Source organism: Acidovorax sp. SUPP3334, assembly GCF_030159055.1.
GTDB lineage: Bacteria > Pseudomonadota > Gammaproteobacteria > Burkholderiales > Burkholderiaceae_C > Paracidovorax.
Map to the genome: position 1 here is coordinate 1 of NZ_BQXQ01000060.1, position 19,971 is coordinate 19,971.

General features: G+C 67.5%; 16 protein-coding genes and 2 pseudogenes. 14 read left to right on the forward strand and 4 right to left on the reverse strand.

The features are described 5' to 3' along the window. The first annotated feature begins 235 nt into the window (after positions 1–235). The 6 genes and pseudogenes from AVHM3334_RS21980 (at position 236) to AVHM3334_RS22005 (ending at position 6,475) form a co-directional block, all read left to right on the forward strand. Positions 236–974 (forward strand): IS5 family transposase gene (locus AVHM3334_RS21980; RefSeq protein WP_502869969.1). Its coding sequence is split into 2 segments (ribosomal slippage): positions 236–448 and positions 450–974, totalling 738 coding nucleotides; the frame shifts between segments, so codons are not numbered across the junction. A 100-nt stretch (positions 975–1,074) separates the two neighbouring features. Beyond that, positions 1,075–1,536: pseudogene (locus tag AVHM3334_RS21985) on the forward strand (MlrC C-terminal domain-containing protein); the annotation flags it as partial. 196 nt (positions 1,537–1,732) lie between these two features. Further along, a complete protein-coding gene (locus AVHM3334_RS21990; RefSeq protein WP_284415603.1) occupies positions 1,733–2,839 on the forward strand; it encodes a sensor domain-containing diguanylate cyclase in 1,107 nt (368 codons plus the stop codon). Between the two features lie 199 nt (positions 2,840–3,038). Then, the gene (locus tag AVHM3334_RS21995; RefSeq protein ID WP_284415604.1) at positions 3,039–5,351 is read left to right on the forward strand and encodes an NADP-dependent malic enzyme; all 2,313 of its coding nucleotides are present in this window, start codon (positions 3,039–3,041) and stop codon (positions 5,349–5,351) included. A 156-nt stretch (positions 5,352–5,507) separates the two neighbouring features. Continuing rightward, positions 5,508–5,912: a guanyl-specific ribonuclease gene (locus tag AVHM3334_RS22000; protein ID WP_284415605.1), complete on the forward strand. Its 405-nt coding sequence runs from the start codon at positions 5,508–5,510 to the stop codon at positions 5,910–5,912. 137 nt (positions 5,913–6,049) lie between these two features. After that, on the forward strand, positions 6,050–6,475 hold the full coding sequence (locus AVHM3334_RS22005) for a barstar family protein (protein ID WP_092742419.1): 426 nt from the start codon (positions 6,050–6,052) through the stop codon (positions 6,473–6,475). Between the two features lie 350 nt (positions 6,476–6,825). On the opposite strand, the gene rsmA is transcribed toward AVHM3334_RS22005, so the two are convergent. From rsmA to AVHM3334_RS22020, 3 genes are read right to left on the reverse strand one after another with little or no spacing between them, the layout of a single operon-like run. Continuing rightward, positions 6,826–7,593 (reverse strand): 16S rRNA (adenine(1518)-N(6)/adenine(1519)-N(6))-dimethyltransferase RsmA, encoded by a 768-nt coding sequence (gene rsmA, locus AVHM3334_RS22010; RefSeq protein WP_284415606.1) that lies wholly within the window; start codon positions 7,591–7,593, stop codon positions 6,826–6,828. 37 nt (positions 7,594–7,630) lie between these two features. Beyond that, complete coding sequence (locus AVHM3334_RS22015) at positions 7,631–9,043, reverse strand: peptidylprolyl isomerase (protein ID WP_284415607.1); 1,413 nt, start codon at positions 9,041–9,043, stop codon at positions 7,631–7,633. 18 nt (positions 9,044–9,061) lie between these two features. Then, complete coding sequence (locus tag AVHM3334_RS22020) at positions 9,062–11,530, reverse strand: LPS-assembly protein LptD (RefSeq protein ID WP_284415608.1); 2,469 nt, start codon at positions 11,528–11,530, stop codon at positions 9,062–9,064. 82 nt (positions 11,531–11,612) lie between these two features. Between AVHM3334_RS22020 and AVHM3334_RS22025 the strand changes: the two genes are divergently transcribed. The 6 genes and pseudogenes from AVHM3334_RS22025 to AVHM3334_RS22050 all read left to right on the forward strand — a co-directional run. After that, the gene (locus AVHM3334_RS22025; RefSeq protein ID WP_284415609.1) at positions 11,613–12,749 is read left to right on the forward strand and encodes an aminoglycoside phosphotransferase family protein; all 1,137 of its coding nucleotides are present in this window, start codon (positions 11,613–11,615) and stop codon (positions 12,747–12,749) included. Between the two features lie 59 nt (positions 12,750–12,808). After that, a complete protein-coding gene (locus AVHM3334_RS22030; protein WP_284415610.1) occupies positions 12,809–13,543 on the forward strand; it encodes a 16S rRNA (uracil(1498)-N(3))-methyltransferase in 735 nt (244 codons plus the stop codon). Positions 13,544–13,567: 24 nt separating this feature from the next. Then, positions 13,568–14,992, forward strand: coding sequence for a hypothetical protein (locus AVHM3334_RS22035; RefSeq protein ID WP_284415611.1), 1,425 nt, complete (start codon positions 13,568–13,570; stop codon positions 14,990–14,992). Between the two features lie 8 nt (positions 14,993–15,000). Next, a complete protein-coding gene (locus tag AVHM3334_RS22040) occupies positions 15,001–15,696 on the forward strand; it encodes a hypothetical protein (protein WP_284415612.1) in 696 nt (231 codons plus the stop codon). A gap of 23 nt (positions 15,697–15,719) precedes the next feature. Beyond that, positions 15,720–18,554 (forward strand): ATP-binding protein, encoded by a 2,835-nt coding sequence (locus AVHM3334_RS22045; RefSeq protein WP_284415613.1) that lies wholly within the window; start codon positions 15,720–15,722, stop codon positions 18,552–18,554. 82 nt (positions 18,555–18,636) lie between these two features. Beyond that, positions 18,637–18,801: pseudogene (locus AVHM3334_RS22050) on the forward strand (helix-turn-helix domain-containing protein); the annotation flags it as partial. Here the strand turns inward: AVHM3334_RS22050 and AVHM3334_RS22055 are convergent. Then, a complete protein-coding gene (locus tag AVHM3334_RS22055; RefSeq protein ID WP_284415616.1) occupies positions 18,768–18,935 on the reverse strand; it encodes a hypothetical protein in 168 nt (55 codons plus the stop codon). The pseudogene AVHM3334_RS22050 and the gene AVHM3334_RS22055 overlap by 34 nt on opposite strands. Positions 18,936–18,963: 28 nt before the next feature. On the opposite strand from AVHM3334_RS22055, the gene AVHM3334_RS22060 reads away from it, so the two are divergent. Together AVHM3334_RS22060 and AVHM3334_RS22065 are read left to right on the forward strand one after the other, a co-directional pair. Then, the gene (locus AVHM3334_RS22060; RefSeq protein WP_502869968.1) at positions 18,964–19,209 is read left to right on the forward strand and encodes an ATP-binding protein; all 246 of its coding nucleotides are present in this window, start codon (positions 18,964–18,966) and stop codon (positions 19,207–19,209) included. Between the two features lie 97 nt (positions 19,210–19,306). Further along, on the forward strand, positions 19,307–19,744 hold the full coding sequence (locus AVHM3334_RS22065; RefSeq protein ID WP_284415615.1) for an OsmC family protein: 438 nt from the start codon (positions 19,307–19,309) through the stop codon (positions 19,742–19,744). Positions 19,745–19,971 lie beyond the last annotated feature (227 nt).

A 19,971-nucleotide genomic window follows, 5' to 3' on the forward strand; every position in this document is an offset into this window, starting at 1 on the left:
ACGCTCACGCTCACGCTCACGCTCACGCTCACGCTCACGCTCACGCTCACGCTCACGCTCACGCTCACGCTCACGCTCACGCTCACGCTCACGCTCACGCTCACGCTCACGCTCACGCTCACGCTCACGCTCAGAACGTGTTCACGATCTTTGTCTGATCACTGACAATGACGAGGTGCGAACCAAGAAATATCCCAGCGATACGAGCCGCGAGCAATTCGAGATCATCAAGCCGATGCTGGAGAGTGCGCGCAAGAAAACCAAACCACGCACCGTTGACTTGTACGAGGTGTGGTGCGCGGTGCTGTATCTGCTGCGCACAGGGTGCCAATGCAGGGCACTGCCCAGCGATCTTCCCAAGTGGCGCACCGTGCATTCGTACTTCGCCAAGTGGAGCCTGCCCGATGATCAGGGCGTTAGCCTGCTTGAGCAGGCTTTAAAAAAATCAGGTTGGCGCGGCCCGTGGGAGACTGGGGCGAAACGCCTCAAGCGCGTTCTTGATCATCGACGCGCAGAGTGTGAAGAACACTGACACGGCGGCCTTGAAGGGCTATGACGCAGGCAAGAAGGTCTCGGGCATCGAGCGCCACATCGCGGTGGATACGCAAGGGCTGCCGCACGCGGTGGCGGTGACGACGGCCGAGGTGACGGATCGCAAGGGAGCACTGCTGGCGCTCACGCGCTGCAAACCCACACTGAGCCGGGTGCAAAGCCTGCTCGCCGATAGCGGCTATGTTGGCCAGCCCTTCGCGCAAGGTGTGCAGGAAATCCTGGGTGGGCATGTGACAGTGCAGATCGCCAAGCGCAGCGAACTGCACACGTTCAAAGTCATGCCCAAGCGCTGGATCGTCGAGCGCAGCTTTGCCTGGCTGGAGAAGAACAGGCGGCTGTGGAAGAACTGCGAGCGGCTGCTCAATACCAGCCTGCAGTTCGTACATCTGGCTTTCCTCGCTCTGCTGCTCAGGAGATCGTGAACACGTTCTTAACCACGCACCGCATGCGCGCGGCACGGTCGGCGTGCTGGAGGTGTTTCCCAGCTCGCGCAACGTGATCCCCGGCAGCGTGCGCATGACGGTGGCCGAACTGGCTGCTGCCGGCGTGGGCGCGCGCCTCACGGTGCGGCTGGGCAACAAGGTGCCGCTCACGCAGCTCAATGTGGCCAAGACGCCTGTGGCGCTGGAAGGTGCGGTGCTGGCCGTCAGCGATGGCGAATACACCGTCACCGGCCCCATCTACACCGGCCAGCGCTGCGCCATGGGCCGCACCGTGCTGTTCGACATCGGCCATGCCCAAATCGTGGTGACCGAGAAGACGCACGAGCCCTGGGACCTGGGCGTGTTCTCCTGCGTGGGGCTCGACCCGACGGAGCACCGCTTCGTGCTGCTCAAGTCGCGCATGTACTGCCGTCCTGTGTTCGTACCGTTGTCGCAGGCACTGGTGGAATGCGACAGTCCGACCGGTGTCACGAGTTCCAATTACGCGCTGTTTCCCTTCAAGAACGTGCGGCGGCCGGTGTTTCCGCTCGATCCGATCTGACTGGCGCTGTCTGTGTCGCCGGCCTGGTGATTCCATAACGCACCGGTGCAGCCGGGCTTTCGTGCCGTGATGGGGTAACGAAGCATGGCGCGGTGGTGCCCGTCGGCTGAGCCGGTGCCGGGCGGTCGCAGAGGGTGCGACGTTGTTTGCGATCAACTGCTGCAGTCGTTCGCGAATCTGCGCCGCCTTCCTTTCGATGACACCTTCTTCTTCGGACTCCCGCCCTGCCGGCGCGCACTGGCTGGTGCGGATGAACCGCCGCAATCGGACGTTTTTCTACGGACTGCTGTTTCTGGCGTTCGCGGCCCATCTGCGAGCCATCGAAGCCGGCATGGGGGCCTGGGCGCTGCTGGCCCTGCAGTTTCTGGTCTATCCCCAGTGCGTGTACTGGCGTGCCCGGCGGGCCCCCAACCAGCGCCAGGCCGAGATGCAGAACCTGCTGGTGGATGCCATCCTCGGCGGCCTGTGGGCCGCAGGGCTCGGGTTGCCGATCTGGATCACCTTCACGCTCTTCAGCAGCAATTGCATCAACCTGGTCGTGTTCTATGGCTACGGAGGGTTGTTGCGGCTGCTGTGCGCCATGGGCAGCGGGGTGGCCGCCGGCCTTGCGCTGGGCATGCCGCTGCATCCCGAGACCGATCTGCTCACGACCTGGCTGTGCATCGTGGTGCTGACTTTCTATTTCGTCGCGTTTGCGCACGATGGCTATGCCCGCGCGATGGAGCAGCACCGCAACCATGGCCGGCTTCGCGAGCAGTTCGATGAAATCCGCACGCTGCAGGGCCAGTTGAAGGAGCAGGCCGTGCGCGACCCGCTGACGGGCCTTTTCAACCACCGCCACCTCGACGCCGTGCTCGGCCCCTGCCTGCAGCGCTGCCGCGAAACCGGCCAGCCCTTGTCGCTGCTGATGATCGACATCGACCACTTCAAGCACGTCAACGACGCCCATGGCCATGCGGCGGGCGATGCCGTCCTGCAGACGCTGGCCCAGCTTCTGCTGCGCCATGTGCGTGCGCAGGATGTCGCCTGCCGGCATGGCGGCGAAGAGTTCTTGCTCGTGTTGCCCGAGGCGCCCGCCACGGTCGCGCTGGAGCGTGCAGAGGCCTTGCGCGCGGCGTTCGAAGTCCTCCAGGTGCGCAGCGGCGGCCGGTTGATCTCCGCCACGTTGTCGTGCGGCGCCGCGGTGTTCCCCGAAGATGCCGGCGCCGGGATGTCTCTGCTCGAATGCGCCGATCAGGCCTTGTACGCGGCCAAAATGCAGGGCCGCAACCGGGCTGTGGCGTTCTCTTGCATTCGGCGGTAATGTGCTCTGAGTCGAGGGCCGTTTCCTTGCGGCTTTCAGGCCTCTTTCTGTCACGGGTGTTTCGCCCGCATTAAGCACAATTGCGTACCAGGGTTTATACGGCGGGCTGACTACAATCGCACACCCCTAAGAACCTAGAACCGCCCCGAAGCGCCCTGGTGGCGCGGCCTGGCACTTTTCCCCAGAGCTGGAGACCTTGATGTCCGAGACCCCACCGGTGAACCCGACGCCCGACAAACGTGCCTTGCTGCGGCGTGCCGCCCTCGAATACCACGAGTTTCCCAAGCCCGGCAAGATCGCGATCGCGGCCACCAAGCAGATGGTCAACCAGCATGACCTGGCCCTGGCCTACTCGCCCGGTGTCGCTGCACCCTGCGAGGAAATCGTCAAAGACCCCAACGCTGCGTTCAAGTACACCAGCCGCGGCAATCTCGTGGGCGTGGTCACCAACGGCACCGCCGTGCTGGGCTTGGGCGATATCGGCCCGCTGGCCGGCAAGCCGGTCATGGAAGGCAAGGCCGTTCTGTTCAAGAAGTTCTCGGGCATCGATGTGTTCGACATCGAAATCAACGAGAAGGACCCTGAGAAGCTGGTCGAGATCATCGCCTCGCTGGAGCCCACCTTCGGCGGCATCAACCTGGAAGACATCAAGGCTCCCGACTGCTTCTACGTCGAGCGCAAGCTGCGCGAGCGCATGAACATTCCGGTCTTCCATGACGACCAGCACGGCACGGCCATCGTCGTCGGGGCCGCCATCCTCAACGGCATCAAGGTAGTGGGCAAGGACCTGCAGAAGATCAAGCTCGTCACCTCCGGTGCCGGCGCTGCCGCCCTGGCCTGCCTGGGCCTGCTGGTCAAGCTCGGCATTCCGCGCGAGAACATCTGGGTGACCGACCTCGCCGGCGTGGTCTACGAAGGCCGTACCGAGCTGATGGACGAGGACAAGTCCCAGTTCGCCCAACCCACCGCGCATCGCACCCTGTCCGAAGCGATCCAGGATGCCGACGTGTTCCTGGGCCTGTCGGTCGGCGGCGTGCTCAAGCAGGACATGGTTCGCAAGATGGCGGCCAAGCCGCTGATCCTGGCCCTGGCCAATCCCAACCCCGAAATTTCGCCGGAAGACGTGAAGGCCGTGCGCGACGACGCGATCATCGCCACCGGCCGCACGGACTATCCGAACCAGGTCAACAACGTCCTGTGCTTCCCCTACATCTTCCGCGGTGCGCTGGACAGCGGCGCGACCACGATCACGCTGGAGATGGAGATCGCCGCCGTCCACGCCATCGCCGAACTGGCCCAGGCCGAGCAGAGCGAAGTGGTAGCGGCCGCCTACGTGGGCGAGCAGCTTGCGTTCGGACCCGAGTACCTCATTCCGAAGCCGTTCGATCCGCGGCTGATGATGAAGATCGCACCCGCAGTCGCCCAGGCAGCCGCCGACAGCGGCGTGGCCCTGCGCCCGATCACCGACATGGACGCCTACCGCGACCATCTGCAGACCTTCGTGTATGCCTCCGGCACGACCATGAAGCCCATCTTCACGGCGGCCAAGGCGGCTGCGAAGAAGCGCGTGGCCTATGCCGAAGGCGAAGAAGAGCGCGTGCTGCGGGCCACGCAGATCGTGGTGGACGAGAAGATCGCACGGCCCACGCTCATCGGGCGCCCGTCCATCATTGCGCAGCGCATCGAGAAATTCGGCCTGCGCCTGAAGGAAGGCGTGGATTACGACGTGGTGAACGTCGAGAACGATCACCGCTACCGCGATTTCTGGCAGACCTACCACCGCATGACCGAGCGCAAGGGCATCACGGTGCCGATCGCGAAGATCGAAATGCGCCGCCGGCTGGCGCTCATCGGCGCCATGCTGCTGCACAAGGGCGAGGTCGATGGCCTGATCGTCGGGACCTGGGGCCACACGGCCCTGCACCTGAACTACATCGACCAGGTGATCGGCAAGCGCGCGGGCGTCAATACCTACGCCTGCATGAACGGCCTGCTGTTGCCCGACCGCCAGGTGTTCCTGGTGGACACGCACGTCAACTACGACCCGACGGCCGAGCAGCTGGCCGAGATCACGGTCATGGCGGCCGAAGAGATGATGCGCTTCGGCATCAAGCCGAAGGCCGCCCTGCTGTCGCATTCCAACTTCGGCAGCAGCAACCAGCCGAGCGCGGTCAAGATGCGCCAGACCCTCGATCTGCTGCGCATCCAGGCGCCATGGCTCGAAGTGGACGGCGAAATGCATGGCGACGTGGCGCTGGACGCGGCCCAGCGTGCGGCGGTCATGCCCCACAGCACGCTGGCTGGCAGCGCCAATCTGCTGGTGCTGCCCAACATCGACGCCGCCAATATCTCGTACAACCTGCTCAAGACGGCTGCCGGCGGGGGCATCGCCATCGGTCCCGTGCTGCTGGGCGCAGCGGAACCGGTGCACATCCTGACAGCCAGCGCCACCGTGCGCCGCATCGTCAATATGACCGCTTTGACCGTTGCCGATGCAAATGCCTCACGCTAGAGCTTTCGTACCATAGCGAGCGCTAACTTTTAGACGCGTTTGACCTTGCCAGCGCCTGCCCATTTATTGGGCAGGCGCTTGCTTTTTGGGGGCGATTAAGTCAAACTAACGGCTCGAAATTTCGGGTAAACCCGTAGTTTCTGAAAGGTGTAGTTAATGCTGAAGGCTATCGCCATCCAGGCGTACAAGACAGGTCTTGCGTGCGTTTTGGGTGCCGCGTTCGTTCTGGTCCCGACCACGGGACAGGCCCGAAAACCCCCGTCTTTCGACGGAGTGACCACCATCGCATTGGCCGAGTTGCCCCCGCAAGGGCGGGCGACTTACGGACTCATCCGCGAAGGTGGTCCCTTTCCTTACGACAAGGATGGTTCGGTGTTCGGTAATCGCGAGCGGATTCTGCCCCTTGAAAAACGGGGTTATTACCGTGAGTACACCGTCAGAACTCCGGGTGCGAAGAACCGTGGTGCCCGGCGCATCGTGTGCGGCGGAGTGCCCCGCGTGCCAGATGCCTGCTACTACACCGGCGACCACTACGCGAGCTTTCGAAAAATTGTTGAATGACGCCGGACGCCAAAAGCGCTCGCCGGCATTGCCGCGATCGGTTGCCCGCCTGTCGGCCCTTTGCCTTTGTGGCAGGCCGCTGGACCGAACTTCCGGATATTCCTCATTGGTGACTACATAAAGAAAGAGCAGCGGAGATGGAAATGCCACTTCGTAACGATCAGGAAAACCCATTGCGTGGCGTGCGCCCCAACATCGTGCAGTCTATTCGCGCTTTTCGCGTGCAAGACCTGCAAGAGTCGGCCAAGGCGCTCGGCCAACACTTCCTGTACGCCAACCTTGCACACGCACAAACCAAGCAGGACGTGCTGGACCTGATCGCAGGCCAGTTCATGTTCCCGGCGCACTTCGGAAAGAATTTCGATGCGCTGTACGACTGCATGACGGACCCATTGCATAAATCGGGCCCGCAACCGGGCTTCATCGTCGTGCTGGAGCAAATTCCGACCACGGTGAAGTTCGACAAGGAAGCACGCGAGCAACTGCTCGACATCTTCCGGGAAGCGGCAGACTACTGGAGCGATCGAAAGATACCGTTCCGGTGTTTCTATTCTTTTCTGTAGCCCGTTCTGCATCCACCAGCCAGGCAGAACGGGCGAAAGAGGCTAAAGAAACCGCCGCCGCGCAGCCCATCGAAATCGCCGTGGACCCTTCCGCGGAGAAAATGCCGACCGACAAGCTCGTTGACGTATCGCCCCTGGCGCTGCGCATGAGCAGCCCCTTCAACGCGGGGTATTGGCTCGCAGCCGCCTGATCTCAGGCGACTGCACGTTGCATCGTGGGCCAGTGGCCCGCGTGCAACGCATGAATTCCTTTGAGGGCATGGCATCGCCCATGGCCTCTGCGGGGTTGCCACGCTTGGTGGCCCCGCGCGACCCAGCAGGCCGCAGCCTTCTTGCCGCTCCGCCTGCGCTCAGGCAGGCTGCAGCGACTGTGCCAGGGCCACGTATTCGTGCACAGGCACTTCCTCGGCCCGGCGCTGGGTGTCGAAGGCACCTGCAAAGGCACGTTCTTCCAGCCAACGGCCCAGCGTGTGCCGCAACAGCTTGCGGCGCTGGCTGAAGGCCACCTGCACCAGTTCCGACAGCAGTGCCGGCGACAGCTGTGGCGGGGCTGCATGGGGCACCATGCGCACGACGGCGCTGTCCACGCGCGGTGGCGGGTCGAAACTCTCCGGCGGCACGAACAGCACGTCCTCCATCGCGTAGCGCCACTGCAGCATCACCGACAGCCGGCCGTAGTCACCCGTGGAGGGGCTCGCCACCATGCGGTCGATCACTTCCTTTTGCAGCATGAAGTGCTGGTCTTCGATGACATGCACCTGCTCCAGAAGGTGAAACAGGATGGGCGTGGAGATGTTGTAGGGCAGGTTGCCGACCACCCGAACCTTGGGCACGCCCAGCGACTGGGCGACCTGGGCGAAGTCCACCTTCAGCACATCGGATTCGATCACGTCCAGCTGGCCGTGCAGGCGAAGGCGGGCTGCAAGATCGCGGTCCAGCTCGATCACGGTGAGGCGCCCCAGGCGCTCGACCAGCGGCTGCGTCAGCGCTGCCAGGCCTGGCCCGATCTCGACCATCGGCTGGCCGGGTTCGGGGCCGATGGCCTGAACGATGGCATCGATGATTCCGTGGTCCGACAGGAAATGCTGGCCGAAGCGTTTGCGCGGAATGTGCTTCATGGCGCTGCGAGGCGAAGGCCGGCGGGAAAGCGATTCGTCATTGCGGAGGATCGCGGTATTCCACGTAGGCACGCGCCCGTGCTTCCTGCGCCCAGGTGGTGTAGGCCTCGTCCAGCTTCTTTTCGCGCACCACGTCGCGCACCATGTCGCGTTGCTCGCGCTGGGTGAGCTTGGCTTCGCGGCGCTCCAGCAGCTGGATCAGGTGCACGCCGAAGCGCGACACCACGGGCTCGCTGATCTCGCCGGGCTTGAGCGCATTGAGCGCTTCCTCGAACTCGGGCACGTAGCGACCTGGGCTGGCCCAGCCCAGGTCGCCGCCCTGCTTGGAGCTGCCGTCCTGCGAACTCTCTTTTGCCAGCGTGGCGAAGTCGGCCTGGCCCGCCAGGATGCGGCGGCGGTAGTCGGCCAGCCGTGCCGCTGCGGCGGTTTCGGACAGTTGGGGGGTGGCGCGCAGCAGAATGTGGCGCGCATGGGTCTGCACTGCCACGGTGGGCGCTGCGGCATTGGTTTTCTCCACCACCTTCAGCACGTGGAAACCGGCGGGCGAGCGCAAGGGGCCGACGATGCCGCCCACGGGCGTCTGCTGGGTCGAACGCACGAACAGTTCGGGGTAGCGGTCGGCCGGACGCAGGCCCAGCAATCCGCCGGTGGCGGCTTCGGCGGCGTCGGAGAAGTCGCGCGCCACCTGCCCGAAATCGTCGCCGGCACGGACCTTGTCCGCGGCCTGCTGCGCGCGAAGGCGGCGCTGCTCCACGACGTCCGGGCTGGCGTTTTCGGGCACCAGCACCAGGATGTGGCCGAGGTTCAGTTCCACCTTCGACGCGTCGGCGGTGGATTTCTGCTCCTGCAGGTATTGGTCCACTTCGAGGTCGCTCACGCGCACACGGGCTTCGACGTCCCGTTCGCGCAGCCGCTGCACCAGCAGCTGGTTGCGCAGTTCGTCGCGAAAGCGTTCCTTGCTGATGCCGTCGATGGCGAGCCGGCGTTGCATTTCCTCCAGGCTCACGTTGTTCTGGCGGGCGACGGACTGCTCGGCCTGGGAGACGGCGATGTCGTCCACCTTGATGCCACTCTCGTTGGCCATCTGCACCTGGATCTTTTCGTTGATCACGCGCTCGAGCACTTCGCGCGCCACCACGTCGCGGGGCGGACGCTCGCCGCCTTGTGTGGCCAACTGCTGCTCGATGCGGGCCACGCGGGCCTGAACCTCGTTGTTGGTGATGGGCGCGGTGTTGACCACGGCCACGATGTAGTCGGCCTGGCGAATGCCGCTGCGTTCACCGCCGGTGCGGGGTTCGGGCACGGTGACGGGCGAGATCGCGCGCGAGGACAGGCCGGTGCCGCTGGCGGCGCCCGAAGCGCGCAGTCCTTGCGCGCAGGCGCCTGCGGGCGCGAGAGAGGCCAGGGTGGCCAGGCACACCAGGCCCAGGGTGAAAGCGCGATGGTTCATGTGATGGCAGGTGTCGGGTTAGTCGTAATTGGTGAAGCGGCTGGGCGTGCTGGTCTGCTCGCGCAAGTACTGATAGCGCGGAATGTTCTGCTTCAGGCTGGTGAGGGGGTTGGAGCCGAGCGACAGACGGGAAAAGCCCACGAACTCGATCTGAAACAGCAGGCGCGTGTTGGCCGTGGTCACGCTGCTTTGCAGGCGCTCCAGCACCACGCGGCCGATCCAGCAGCAACTGTCGTACTCGAAGCCCACCACGGTATCGACCAGCTTGCGGTCCTGCATGCTGTAGTTCAGGCGGCCCACGGTGTACCAGCGGCCACCGCCCTGCCCGCGGCCGGGGCCCAGGTCCTGGCCCTTGTCGCCCCACAGGTCGTTGATGGGCCATTGCCAGCCGACGTCGATCTGCTCGCTGGTGCCGCGCTGCAGGCGGTAGGCGGCGCTGATGACGCGGTAGCTGCTGGGGTTGTAGCGCGCGCCCACGGTGGAGCGGATGGAGCGGCCGGTCTTGGGGTTGTATTGCACGGTGGAGTCGAAGCCCCACTGCTGCGTCCAGTTCAGTCCGGCGCCCAAGAGAACGTCCGACAGCCGCTCGCTGACGGTGGATTCCCCCGGCAGCACGACCTTCTGGTCGGAAAACCGCACCCGCTGCGCGATGCCGAAGCGCGCGGCCTCGGCGCCGTTGTCCGGGTCCAGCAGCCGCGTCGTCACGCCCAGCGTGAGCAGGTTGTTGTCGGCCAGCCGGTCGTTGCCGCCGTAGCCGTTTTCGGTGTAGATGGTGGCGAAGTTGAAGTCGTTGGCCGCGGTGTCGTACACCGGCAGCAGGCTCTGGTCGCGGTAGGGCGTGTAGGTGTAGAAGGCGCGCGGCTCCAGCGTCTGCAGGAAGTTGCGGCCGAAGTAGCGCGCGTCGCGCTCGAACACCAGGCCGCTGTCCAGGCTGAAGGTGGGCAACGTGCGCTGCGCGCTGCGCTGGCCGTTGGCCAGCGGGCTGTCGAACTGGTATTGCGTCGCGTGCAACTGCACGCGGGGCGTGATGAAGCCGGCCGGTGCCAGGAACGGCCGGCTGATCTGCGCTATGGCATAGCTGCGTTTGGCGTTGGGCTGGCCGGTGAGGGTCCGGTCGGCGTGAAAGCTCGTGTAATCGGCCTCGACGCTGGCGTCGAACCCGTTGGGCAGCGTGGTGGGGTTGTAGCCCCAGCGCAGTTGCGGCATGCGGTCGTAGGGCGGCACGATGGGTGCGTTCACGTCCTGCAGCGTCTGCCATTTGAGGGTGCGCAGGCTGAGCGACATGTCGTCTCTGCCCCACGAGAGCGTGGCGTCGCCGGGCAGCAGCCGCTGGGTGAGCTGGTTGATGCCGGTGACGTTGCGCGTGAAGTCGCGCCAGTAGTTGTCGTCGCTGACCCGGCTCACGTCCAGGTTGAGGTTCAGGCCGCCCACCGGGGTGTCGAGCGTGCCGCTGTGCTTGAGGCCGTAGCCCCAGCGGTCGCGGTCGCGCAGCTTGTCGCCGGGCATGTAGTCGCCGCGCAGCTCGCCGCGGTACGTGGGCTCCAGGTAACGGAATTCGCCGCCCAGGTTCACGCCGCGCTTGGACATGACGGTGGGCGTGATGGTCGCATCGCGGTTGGGCGCGATGTTCCAGTAGTAGGGCTGCGCGTATTCCACGCCGCTCACGTTGTCGATGGCCACCGTGGGCGGCAGCAGGCCCGACTTGCGGCGGTCGGACAGCGGAAAGGTGATGTGCGGGATCGGCAGGATCGGCAGGCCCTTGAACTCCAGCACCGCGCCGTCGGCCGTTCCCACCTGCTCTTCGTTGTCGATGCGGATCGACTTGGCGCGCAGCACCCAGTCCGGCTGCCATGTGGTTTCGTCGTTCTTCTGGCAGGTGGTGTAGGTGGCGTCGTGCACCACCGAGCGGTCGCGGTCGATGAAGTCCACGCGGCTGGCCACGCCATGGGCGCCGTTCATCAGGAAGCGGTAGTTGGCCGCATCGAAGTAGCCCGAGAACGCATCGATCCGCAGCTCCAGTTCCGAGCCTTCGTACACATTGCCGGCGCGGTTGATGCGCACCTGGCCGCGCGCCTTGGCGAGGTCGTCGGGCACGCCGTATTCGAGGCGGTCGGCATGGATGATGGTGTCGCCGCGCCGCAGTTCGGCATTGCCTTCGACGATGGCGTTGATGTCCGGCTGGCCGCTGACGCTGTCGCCCTTCACGAAGATGGGCAACTGCGGGCGCACGGCCTCGGGGATTTTCTCCTGCAGGAGCGGGCTCGCGCGCAGCGCGGGGGCCGCCTCGGGCACGGTGGGGGCGCCGGGCTCGGCCTCGGACTGGGCGAGCGCTGCCAGCGGTGCCCCGCAGAGCATCCAGGCGATGAGCCGGGCCACCGCGCGGCGCTCGAAAGCCGGGGCCGAAAGACGGCCGGCCGCAGCGCGGCGACGGGCGGGCAGAAGGGGGGGCGTCGGTCGGAACGGATCGGGCAAGGAAGGGATGTCCATGGAATCAGCCGGTCGGCGGCGCGGAGCAGGCACCGCAGGCCACCCGGTCCGGGCAGGCCGGGTTTGTAAAATCGGATTATCCATGAGCCACCCTCCTTCCCCCATCCCGGGCTTTCCGGCCCCGGCCGGCCCTGCCGCTGCCGCCTTTTCCGCCGTCGCCTGGCCAGACGCCTCCCGCCGCACCGCTTTCGAGGCGTGGCTGGCCCCGCTGGCACCCGCGCACGGGCTGCTGCCCGCCAGCCTGCGCCCCGCCTCGGCGGACGCGAGCTTTCGCCGCTACCTGCGCATTGACGACGCCGACGGCACGAGCCGCATCGTGATGGACGCCCCGCCGGACAAGGAAGACTGCCGCCCGTTCGTGCACGTGCAGCAACTGATGGCCCAAGCCGGGCTGAACGTGCCCGACGTGCTCGCCTGGGATGAATCCCACGGCTTCATCCTGCTGTCCGATCTGGGCACGCAGACCGCCATCGAGCGGCTCGACCCCGCAGCGCCCCAGGCGGCGCACGCCTGGTATGCCGAGGCCACCGACGTGCTGCTGCAGTGGCAGCAGGCCTCGCGCCCCGGCGTGCTGCCGGCCTACGACGAGCCCCTGCTGCGGCGCGAGCTGGCGCTTTTCCCCGACTGGTACCTGGCCCGCCACCGCGGCGCGGCGCTGACCGAGGCGCAGCAGGACACGCTCGCCAAGGCGTTCGATGTGCTGGTGGCCCACAACCTGCAAGCCCCCAGCGTGTTCGTGCACCGCGACTTCATGATGCGCAACCTGATGGCCCCTGCAGCGGGCGGGCCGCTGGGGGTGCTGGATTTTCAGGACGCCGTGTACGGGCCCGTCACCTACGACATAGCCAGCCTGCTGCGCGATGCGTTCATCAGCTGGGATGAGGATTTCGTCATCGACATTACCGTGCGTTACTGGGAAAAAGCGCGAAAGTCGGGATTGGTCGGCGCGGCGAGTGCCAGCGGCTGGGGCGCGGACTTCGGCGAGTTCTACCGCGCGGTCGAATGGATGGGCCTGCAGCGGCATCTGAAGGTGGCCGGCATCTTCGCGCGGATCACGCTGCGCGACGGCAAGCCCAAGTACCTGGCGGACACGCCGCGTTTCATCGGCTACATCCGTGCGACCGCGGGCCGCTACCGTGAACTGACGCCGCTGCTGCGGCTGGTGGACGAGATCGAAGGGATCCAGGAAACCACCGGGTACGCCTTCGGTAGAGTCTGATTAAAAACCGCTTCCGCCGCATTATTTACTAGGGCGGATAGCTATAAAAATAGTAGCAAATGCCCCGTTTTCATTGCCCCTTGCCGCTGGCGGGCGGCGCCACGCTGGCGCTGCCGCCTTCGGCTGCGCGCCACGTGCAGGTGCTGCGCCTGCAGCCCGGCGACGCGATCACGCTCTTTGACGGGCGCGGGGGCGAGTACGCCGCCACCATCACCCGCATGGGCCGCTCCGATGTGGATGTGGAGGTCGGCGCGCACGACCCCGTGGAGCGCGAGGCCGCGCGTGCCGTGCACCTGGTGGTGGGCATGCCGGCCAACGAGCGCATGGACTGGCTCGTGGAAAAGGCCGCCGAACTGGGCGCGGCCAGCATCCAGCCGGTGGCGACCGCGCGCAGCGTGCTGAAGCTGTCGGGCGAGCGCGCGCAAAAGCGCCAGGCCCACTGGCAGGCGATCGCCGTCGCCGCCTGCGAGCAGTGCGGTCGCAACCGCGTGCCCGAGGTGCATGCCCCGCTGGCCCTGGCCGACTGGCTGCGCGCGCAGGCGGCCGAGGCCCACACTGCGGACGGCAGCCTGGCGCGCCTCGTGCTGTCGCTGCAGGGTGGCGCCCGCCCGCTGCGCGGGGCGGCTGGCAGCGCGGGCCGCGTGCAGGTGCTGCACGGCCCCGAAGGCGGCCTCACCGCCCAGGAGGAAGACCTGGCGCTGGCCCATGGCTTCGCGCCGGCCAGCCTGGGCGCGCGCGTGCTGCGGGCCGAGACGGCCTCGGTCGCCGCGCTGGCGCAACTGGCCTTCGAATGACGACGGAACACTGAACAGGACGGCATGGAGAGCACTGTGTTGGCGGCCGAGGCGCCGTGGCCCCAGGGGGCGGAGAACGAGGGTGGGCTGTTCGACTTTTTCCGGGATGCCGATGCGGCCGGCGATTCGGCCCTGCTGTGGCGCATCGCGCGCGAGCAGGCCGTCACCCAGGCGCTGAGCGGGCTGTTCCACGGCCCCGCGGCGCTGGTGCAGCTGCGGCTGTGGGCCTTTTTGCAGTTGGCGCGCCAGGGCGAGGCCACGCTGTCGCGCGAGCGCATCGACGAGATCTTCCATGCCCTGCGCCCCGAGGCGCTGGACACCGTGCTCAAGCGTTTTCGCGACGTGGGCCTGCTGGCCTGGGACGACAGCGCCCGCACCTATGCGCTGCCGCCGCTCGCGCAGCGCGTGGCCGGCCTGCTGGCACCCCTGGCCAGCGACGGCGGCGGGGACGGCGGCGAACTGGCCGCGCTGCTCGGCCAGGTGGTGGGCGCCAACCAGCTCGGCGCGCTCGATGCGGGCCAGGTGCAGCTGCTGCAGGCGCAGCTCACGCGGCTGCACGGCGAATTCGCCGATGCCATCGCCAGCGGGTCGGAGTTTCGCCTCAGGGCCGCGCGCCAGCGCTACGACCGCGCGGCGGTGCTGATCGACCGTGCCTCCGAGGCCATCACCGCCATCATCGGCCACGCGCACGGCCACATCGCCCTGGAGCGCGCCGCGCGCGGCCTGGGGCAGGCCCAGTCGCGGCTGCTGGCCATGGCCAGCCAGTTCAACCGCGCGCTGCAGCAGGTGGACCGCCAGCGCGTGACCCTGGGCACCACCGGCATCACCAGCACCGACGTGAAGCGCTGGCTGCGGACCGTGCGCGCGCCCCATGCGCTGCTGGACGGTGCCCTGGGCACCCCGGCCGGCCTGTCGGCCCTGGCGCCGCACGAACTGCTGGACGTGACCGAGGCCGAGTTCGAACGCGACCGCCCCGTGGCCGGCCCGGCCGAAGACCTGCCCGGCGCGCAGCCGGCGCCTGCCGGCAACCTGACCGCCGTGGCCCTGCCGCACGAGCTGGGCGACCTGTCGGCCCTGCTGCAGGCCTGGTCGCTGGAGCCCGGTGACGCCGTGCCGCACGGCGTGGCCGCGGCGCTGCTGGGCGCCACGCCCGCCGATGCGCGCTATGCCCAGGTGGCGTACAAGGCGCAGTTGCTGCCCCTGCTGGGCGACCCACAGGCCGGCGTGCTGCCCGGCGCCACGGGCGCGCTGGCCCGCCTGCCGTGGCGCGTGCAGTGGGAGGCCGCCACCGAGGCCATCGACCACCCGCAGGTGGAGCTGCTGAGCCAGGGCCGGATGGTGCCTGCCGACGCCATTGCCTCTATTGCCGACGCCGCCGCTGCCGTGCCTGCCGATGCCGCCCCCGCCGGCACGAATCCCTCGCTGGCCCCCGGCCCCGACACCTTTTGAAGACCCCCATGGACGATGCCGCCCTGCTGATTGCCGAACTCCTCACGCGCCGCTGGCTGCCGCGCAGCCACCCGCGCGTCAAGCGCGCGCTGGTCGATGCCGAACTCTTCGCCCTGGTCGAGCAGCGCCTGGCCCAGGTGGGCCTGCGCTTCATGGACAGCATCTACGCCGACCACGTGAGCGTGGCCCTGCTGCCGCCCGCGCAGACCGCCGTGCTGGGGGAGGCCGGCGTCAACGCCAACAACAACCTCGACCTGCCGCGCGACGCTCAGGCGCTGCTGGTGGTGCTGTGGGCGCTGATCGTGCTGCCCAAACGCGAGCGCCAGACCAGCCGCGTGGAACAGGCCGACGAGGGCCAGAACGACATGTTCCCCGGCGCCAAGCCGCTGCCGTCCGCCCGGCTGGTGAGCCCCGTGCTGTCGTACAAGACCCTGCTGGAGGACTACGGCAACCAGCTGGGCAAGAAGATGCGGCTCGATGCCAATCTCAAGCTGCTGGAGCGCCACGGCTTCATCCTGCGCCGCCAGGACGAGATCGCCGAAGGCCCGCTGCTGGATGTGCTGCTCGACTACGACGTGATGGCCCCGCGCATCCTGGACGGCGCCCTGGCCGATGTGCTGGCGCGCGAGCGCAGCGAGGCTGCCGCCGCCACGCCGGGCGCTGCAACGCCCGCCACCGACCCCTCCCCGGCGCCCGCCGCCTGACCGACGACGAACCCCGCGCCCCCATGTTCCATCTGCAAACCCTCGAACTCGTCCATTGGGACTACTGCCAGCGCGTGTCCCTGCCGCTCGATGCGTCCATCATCACCATCGCCGGGCCCAACGGCTCGGGAAAGACCACGCTGCTCGATGCCATGCGCACGCTGCTGGGCCTGCGCTGCTCGGCCCCGCGCGACTACCGCACCTACGCGCGCCACGCGGGCGCCCAGACCGCCTGGCTGCGCGCCGTGGTGGACAACCGGGCCCAGGGGCGCCAGACCTCCAGCCGCCCGTTCGCCCGGCGCCTGCTCTACAGCGACCAGGTCACGCTGGCCTGCCGCATCGACCGCAACGGCGGCGACTGGCAGCGCCGCTACTGCCTGCTCGACGGCGACGTGGGCATCGAGCAACTGCGCGACACGCCCGAGAAAGACCTCGGGTTCATGGGCGTGGAGGCCTGGGGCCGCGTGCTGGGCGCGGCGGGCCTGTCGCCCGCCATCGCCCGGGTGCTCTCGCTGGAGCAGGGCCAGACCGACCGCCTGTGCGAATTCAGCCCGCGCGAACTGCTGCGCCTGGTGTTCGACGTGTTCGGCGACCAGCAGGTGCTCGATGCCTACGACCAGGCCCGCGAGCACCAGCAGCAGCTCGTGCGCGAAATGGCCCAGGCCGAGCGCGAACTGGACCACGGCCGCGCGCAGCTGGCCGAGCTGCACAACCGCGTGGCCAGCTACCAGAGCTGGCAGTTCAAGGTGGCCGAGCGCGAGCGCCTGGCCACCGAGGTGCTGCCCGTGCTGGCCTGGCACGGCGAGCGCGAAGGACTCACCAGGCAGGCGCGCGAACTGCGCCGCCAAAAGACCCAGCACCGCAGCGCCCTGGCCGACCAGGCCGTGCAGAACAAGCGCCTGCTCACCCTGATCGAGGAAAGCGCCCGCGCCCAGTCCGACGCCACCCGGCTGCTGGCCGAGCGCGACGAGGCCCGCACCGCGCTGGACGATGCCACGCGCCACGAATCGCCGCTGGAGCAGCTCGCCAGGCGCGAGCAGGAACTGCTGGCGCTGGTGGACAAGGGCAGCAACGCCGACGAGCTGCAGGCCCACCTGGCCCGGCTGCAGGCCGAAGAGGCCGAGGCGCAGGACGAGCGCTCGGCCCTGCAGCAGCGGCGCAAGCTCGCCCAGGAAGCGCTCAAGGCCCTGGAAGGCCAGCACCTGCCGCCGCTGCCGCACGAGGTGCAGCAGTTCCGAAAGCGCCTGGTGGCCCAGGGCATCGGCCACCAGTTCGTGGCCGAAGTGGTCGAGGTGGCCGACGAGGAATGGCGTGCCGCCATCGAAGGCGTGCTGCGCGGCCACCGGTGGGTGGTGCTGCTGGACAAGGAGGCCGACCTGGCCGAGGCCTACGAAATCGGCGAGCGCGAGCGCTATCGCCACTACCTCGTCGGGCCGGGCGAGAAGGCCCTCAAGGGCGACCCCGGCACGCTGCTGTCACACGTGCGCTTCACCGCGCCCGTGCCGCGCTGGCTGGTGCAGCAGATGCAGCAGCTGCGCTGCGTGGCCGACCCGCGCGAGGGCAAGCGCCTGGGCGGCACCTGGATCACGCCGCAGGCCTACATGCACGACGGGCGCGGCGCCCGCTCCATGTGGGTGGAGCCGCGCGAGCACCAGTTCGGCGCCGCCGCCGTGCATGCGCGCCGCAACGCCGCCGAGCGCGACGCGGCCCAGATCGACGCGCAGCTCGCGCCCGTGCTGGACCGCGTGCTGGCCTTGAAGCGCCAGATCACCGACACCCGCCGCGCGCTCGAAGGCCACAGCGCCGCCGAAGAACTGGCACGCCGCAGCGACGAGTTCGCCCAGGCCCGCGAGGTGCTGCCCGCCGCCAGGCAGGCGCGCATCGCCGCCGCCCAGCGCTGGCAGCGCCTGGACACCGAGGCCACCCGCGCCCACGACCGCCACCGCGCGTTCGCCGACGAGCACCAGCGGCTGGAGCAGCAGCTCAAGCGGGCCCGCGGCGACAGCGACCGCGCCGCCCAGGAATGGACCGCGCGCCGCCGCAGCCATGTGGCCGCCGCCGCGCAGAGCCAGCGCCAGCGCCACGGCTTTCCGCCGCGCTGGATCGCCCCGCACACGCTGGAGTCTCTGGTGGACGAATACGTCAACGACACCCAGGCGCGCCTGCGGCTGCAGTCCGTGGAGCAGGAACTGGAGCACAACACCTGGGAGCAGGACGCCACGGTGGAAGAGCGCCACCGCCGCATGGAGACCACCGTGCGCGAGCAGACCCTGAGCCTGTCGGACCACCAGGCCAAGAATGCCCAGGCCGGCACCGCCGTGCACAACGCGCGCGAAAGCTACATCGAGGTGCTGCGCAGCACCGTGCGCCGCTACCGCAAGAACATCCAGGAGCTGGGCGCCCTGGCCGGCGTGGAAGTGGCCGCCGACCTGCCGCTGCTGGAGAACGACGACACCGTGCTCGCGCAGGCGGGCCTGAAGGTGCACTTCGCGTTCGACGGCAAGGGCAGCATCGGCATGAACGACGGCGAGGCCTCGGGCGGCCAGCAGGTCATCAAGTCGCTCATCCTGCTGGTGGGCCTGCTCAAGGACGAGGAAAGCGGCTCGGGCGGCTTCGTGTTCATCGACGAGCCCTTCGCCCACCTGGACGTGCGCAACATCCAGCTGGTCGGCCATTTCCTGCGTTCTACCCAGGCGCAATACGTGCTGACCACGCCCATCACCCACAACCTGGAAGTCTTCGAGCCCGCCGAGATCACCCTGGTGACCAGCAAGAAGCCCCAGGGTTCGCGCTGGGCCCCGCCGATCGCGGTGGCCAAGCGGCGCGGCGTGCCGGTGCTGGAGCCGGTGCCAGCGTAAGCGGGATGGGTGTTACTCATAAGTCAGTAACTTATGGGACACTCTCTTGCGCAGTGCGGCGATCGGTGCTTTCATTGACGGCATGAAACGAGACGGACGCACCCTGGCCCACAATGTGTTGGAAGAAATGCGCATGCTGGCCGTACAGCGCATGCGCGAAGGGGAGTCGCCAGCAGCGGTGGCGGCTTCCTTGGGCATGCACAGGGGCTGGGCCTACAAGTGCAAAGCCGCTGCCAGCGGGCGCGGCTCCGGAATGAACTGCCCCAGATTGCTGAACACCAGCCGGTCTGGGGGCTCCACGAGATTGATCTTGCCCCCGAGAACATAGTCCTGGTGGGCGACGCAGTTGCGCAGTGCCTCGCGCAGTATTCGACCGCTCATCCCTTCGTCCTTTCTTCACTGCATGACCTTGAACGCTCCTCGTAAAGCGCTGCCTGCGATCGATCCTGCCCGTTGCACGGGTTGCGGCTGGTGCGTGGCGGTCTGCCCGCCGCATGTGCTGTCGCTGCAGGTGCAGGGCACGCAGCCGTGGGGGCCCAAACGTTCGACGCTGGACGATGCGCCGGGGTGCACCGGATGCGCGCTCTGTGCCGTGCGGTGCCCGTTCGATGCCATCGCCATGGTGCGAATCTCCGCCAACGCGCCGGCCCTGTAGGACAAACCGCGTCAGGCAACGGCGCGATGGGCCCACCTGCCGGTTTGCTCAAGCGTGCTCTGATGGCGCCTTGTTTTTCCAACGCAAGGAGTACCGCATGTCCGAAAAATCCGCATCCGTCCATTGGGAAGGCGCTGGCAAGACAGGCCAGGGCCAGGTCAGCACCGAAACCGGAGCGCTGAACAAGCACCCCTACGGCTTCGGCAGCCGGTTCGGCGATGACCGCAAGGGCACCAATCCGGAGGAAATCGTGGGCGCGGCGCACGCGGCCTGCTTCACGATGGCATTTGCCTTCGCCTGCGAGAAGGCCGGCATTGCGACGGAAAGCATCGACACCACCGCCAAGGTGCGCCTGGCGAAAGAGGGCGAGGGCTTCAAGATCGACCGCATCGCGCTCACGCTGACGGCCAAGGTGCCGGGCCTGGACGAGGCGCAGTTCCAGAAGATCGCGGCCGACGCCAAGGCCAACTGCCCACTGTCCAAGGCGCTGGCCAGCGTGCCGGAAATCACGCTGGCGACCACGCTGCAGTCCTGAGTCGGCAGCGATCCGTCCGCCGGATCAAAAGGGCTGGCGGTGCGGCTAGTGTCCCGTCCCGTTATTTTCTGGCATTAATCGTGCATACCATTGAGGTATGTTGGAACCGGAGATACCGCGATGAGAATGGGCAGACCGAAGGTCGAGTTGGCGCTCTCTGACGAGGAGCGATCGCAGCTTCAATCCCTTGCCCGCAGCCGCTCGCTGCCTGCTGCGCTGAGCAATCG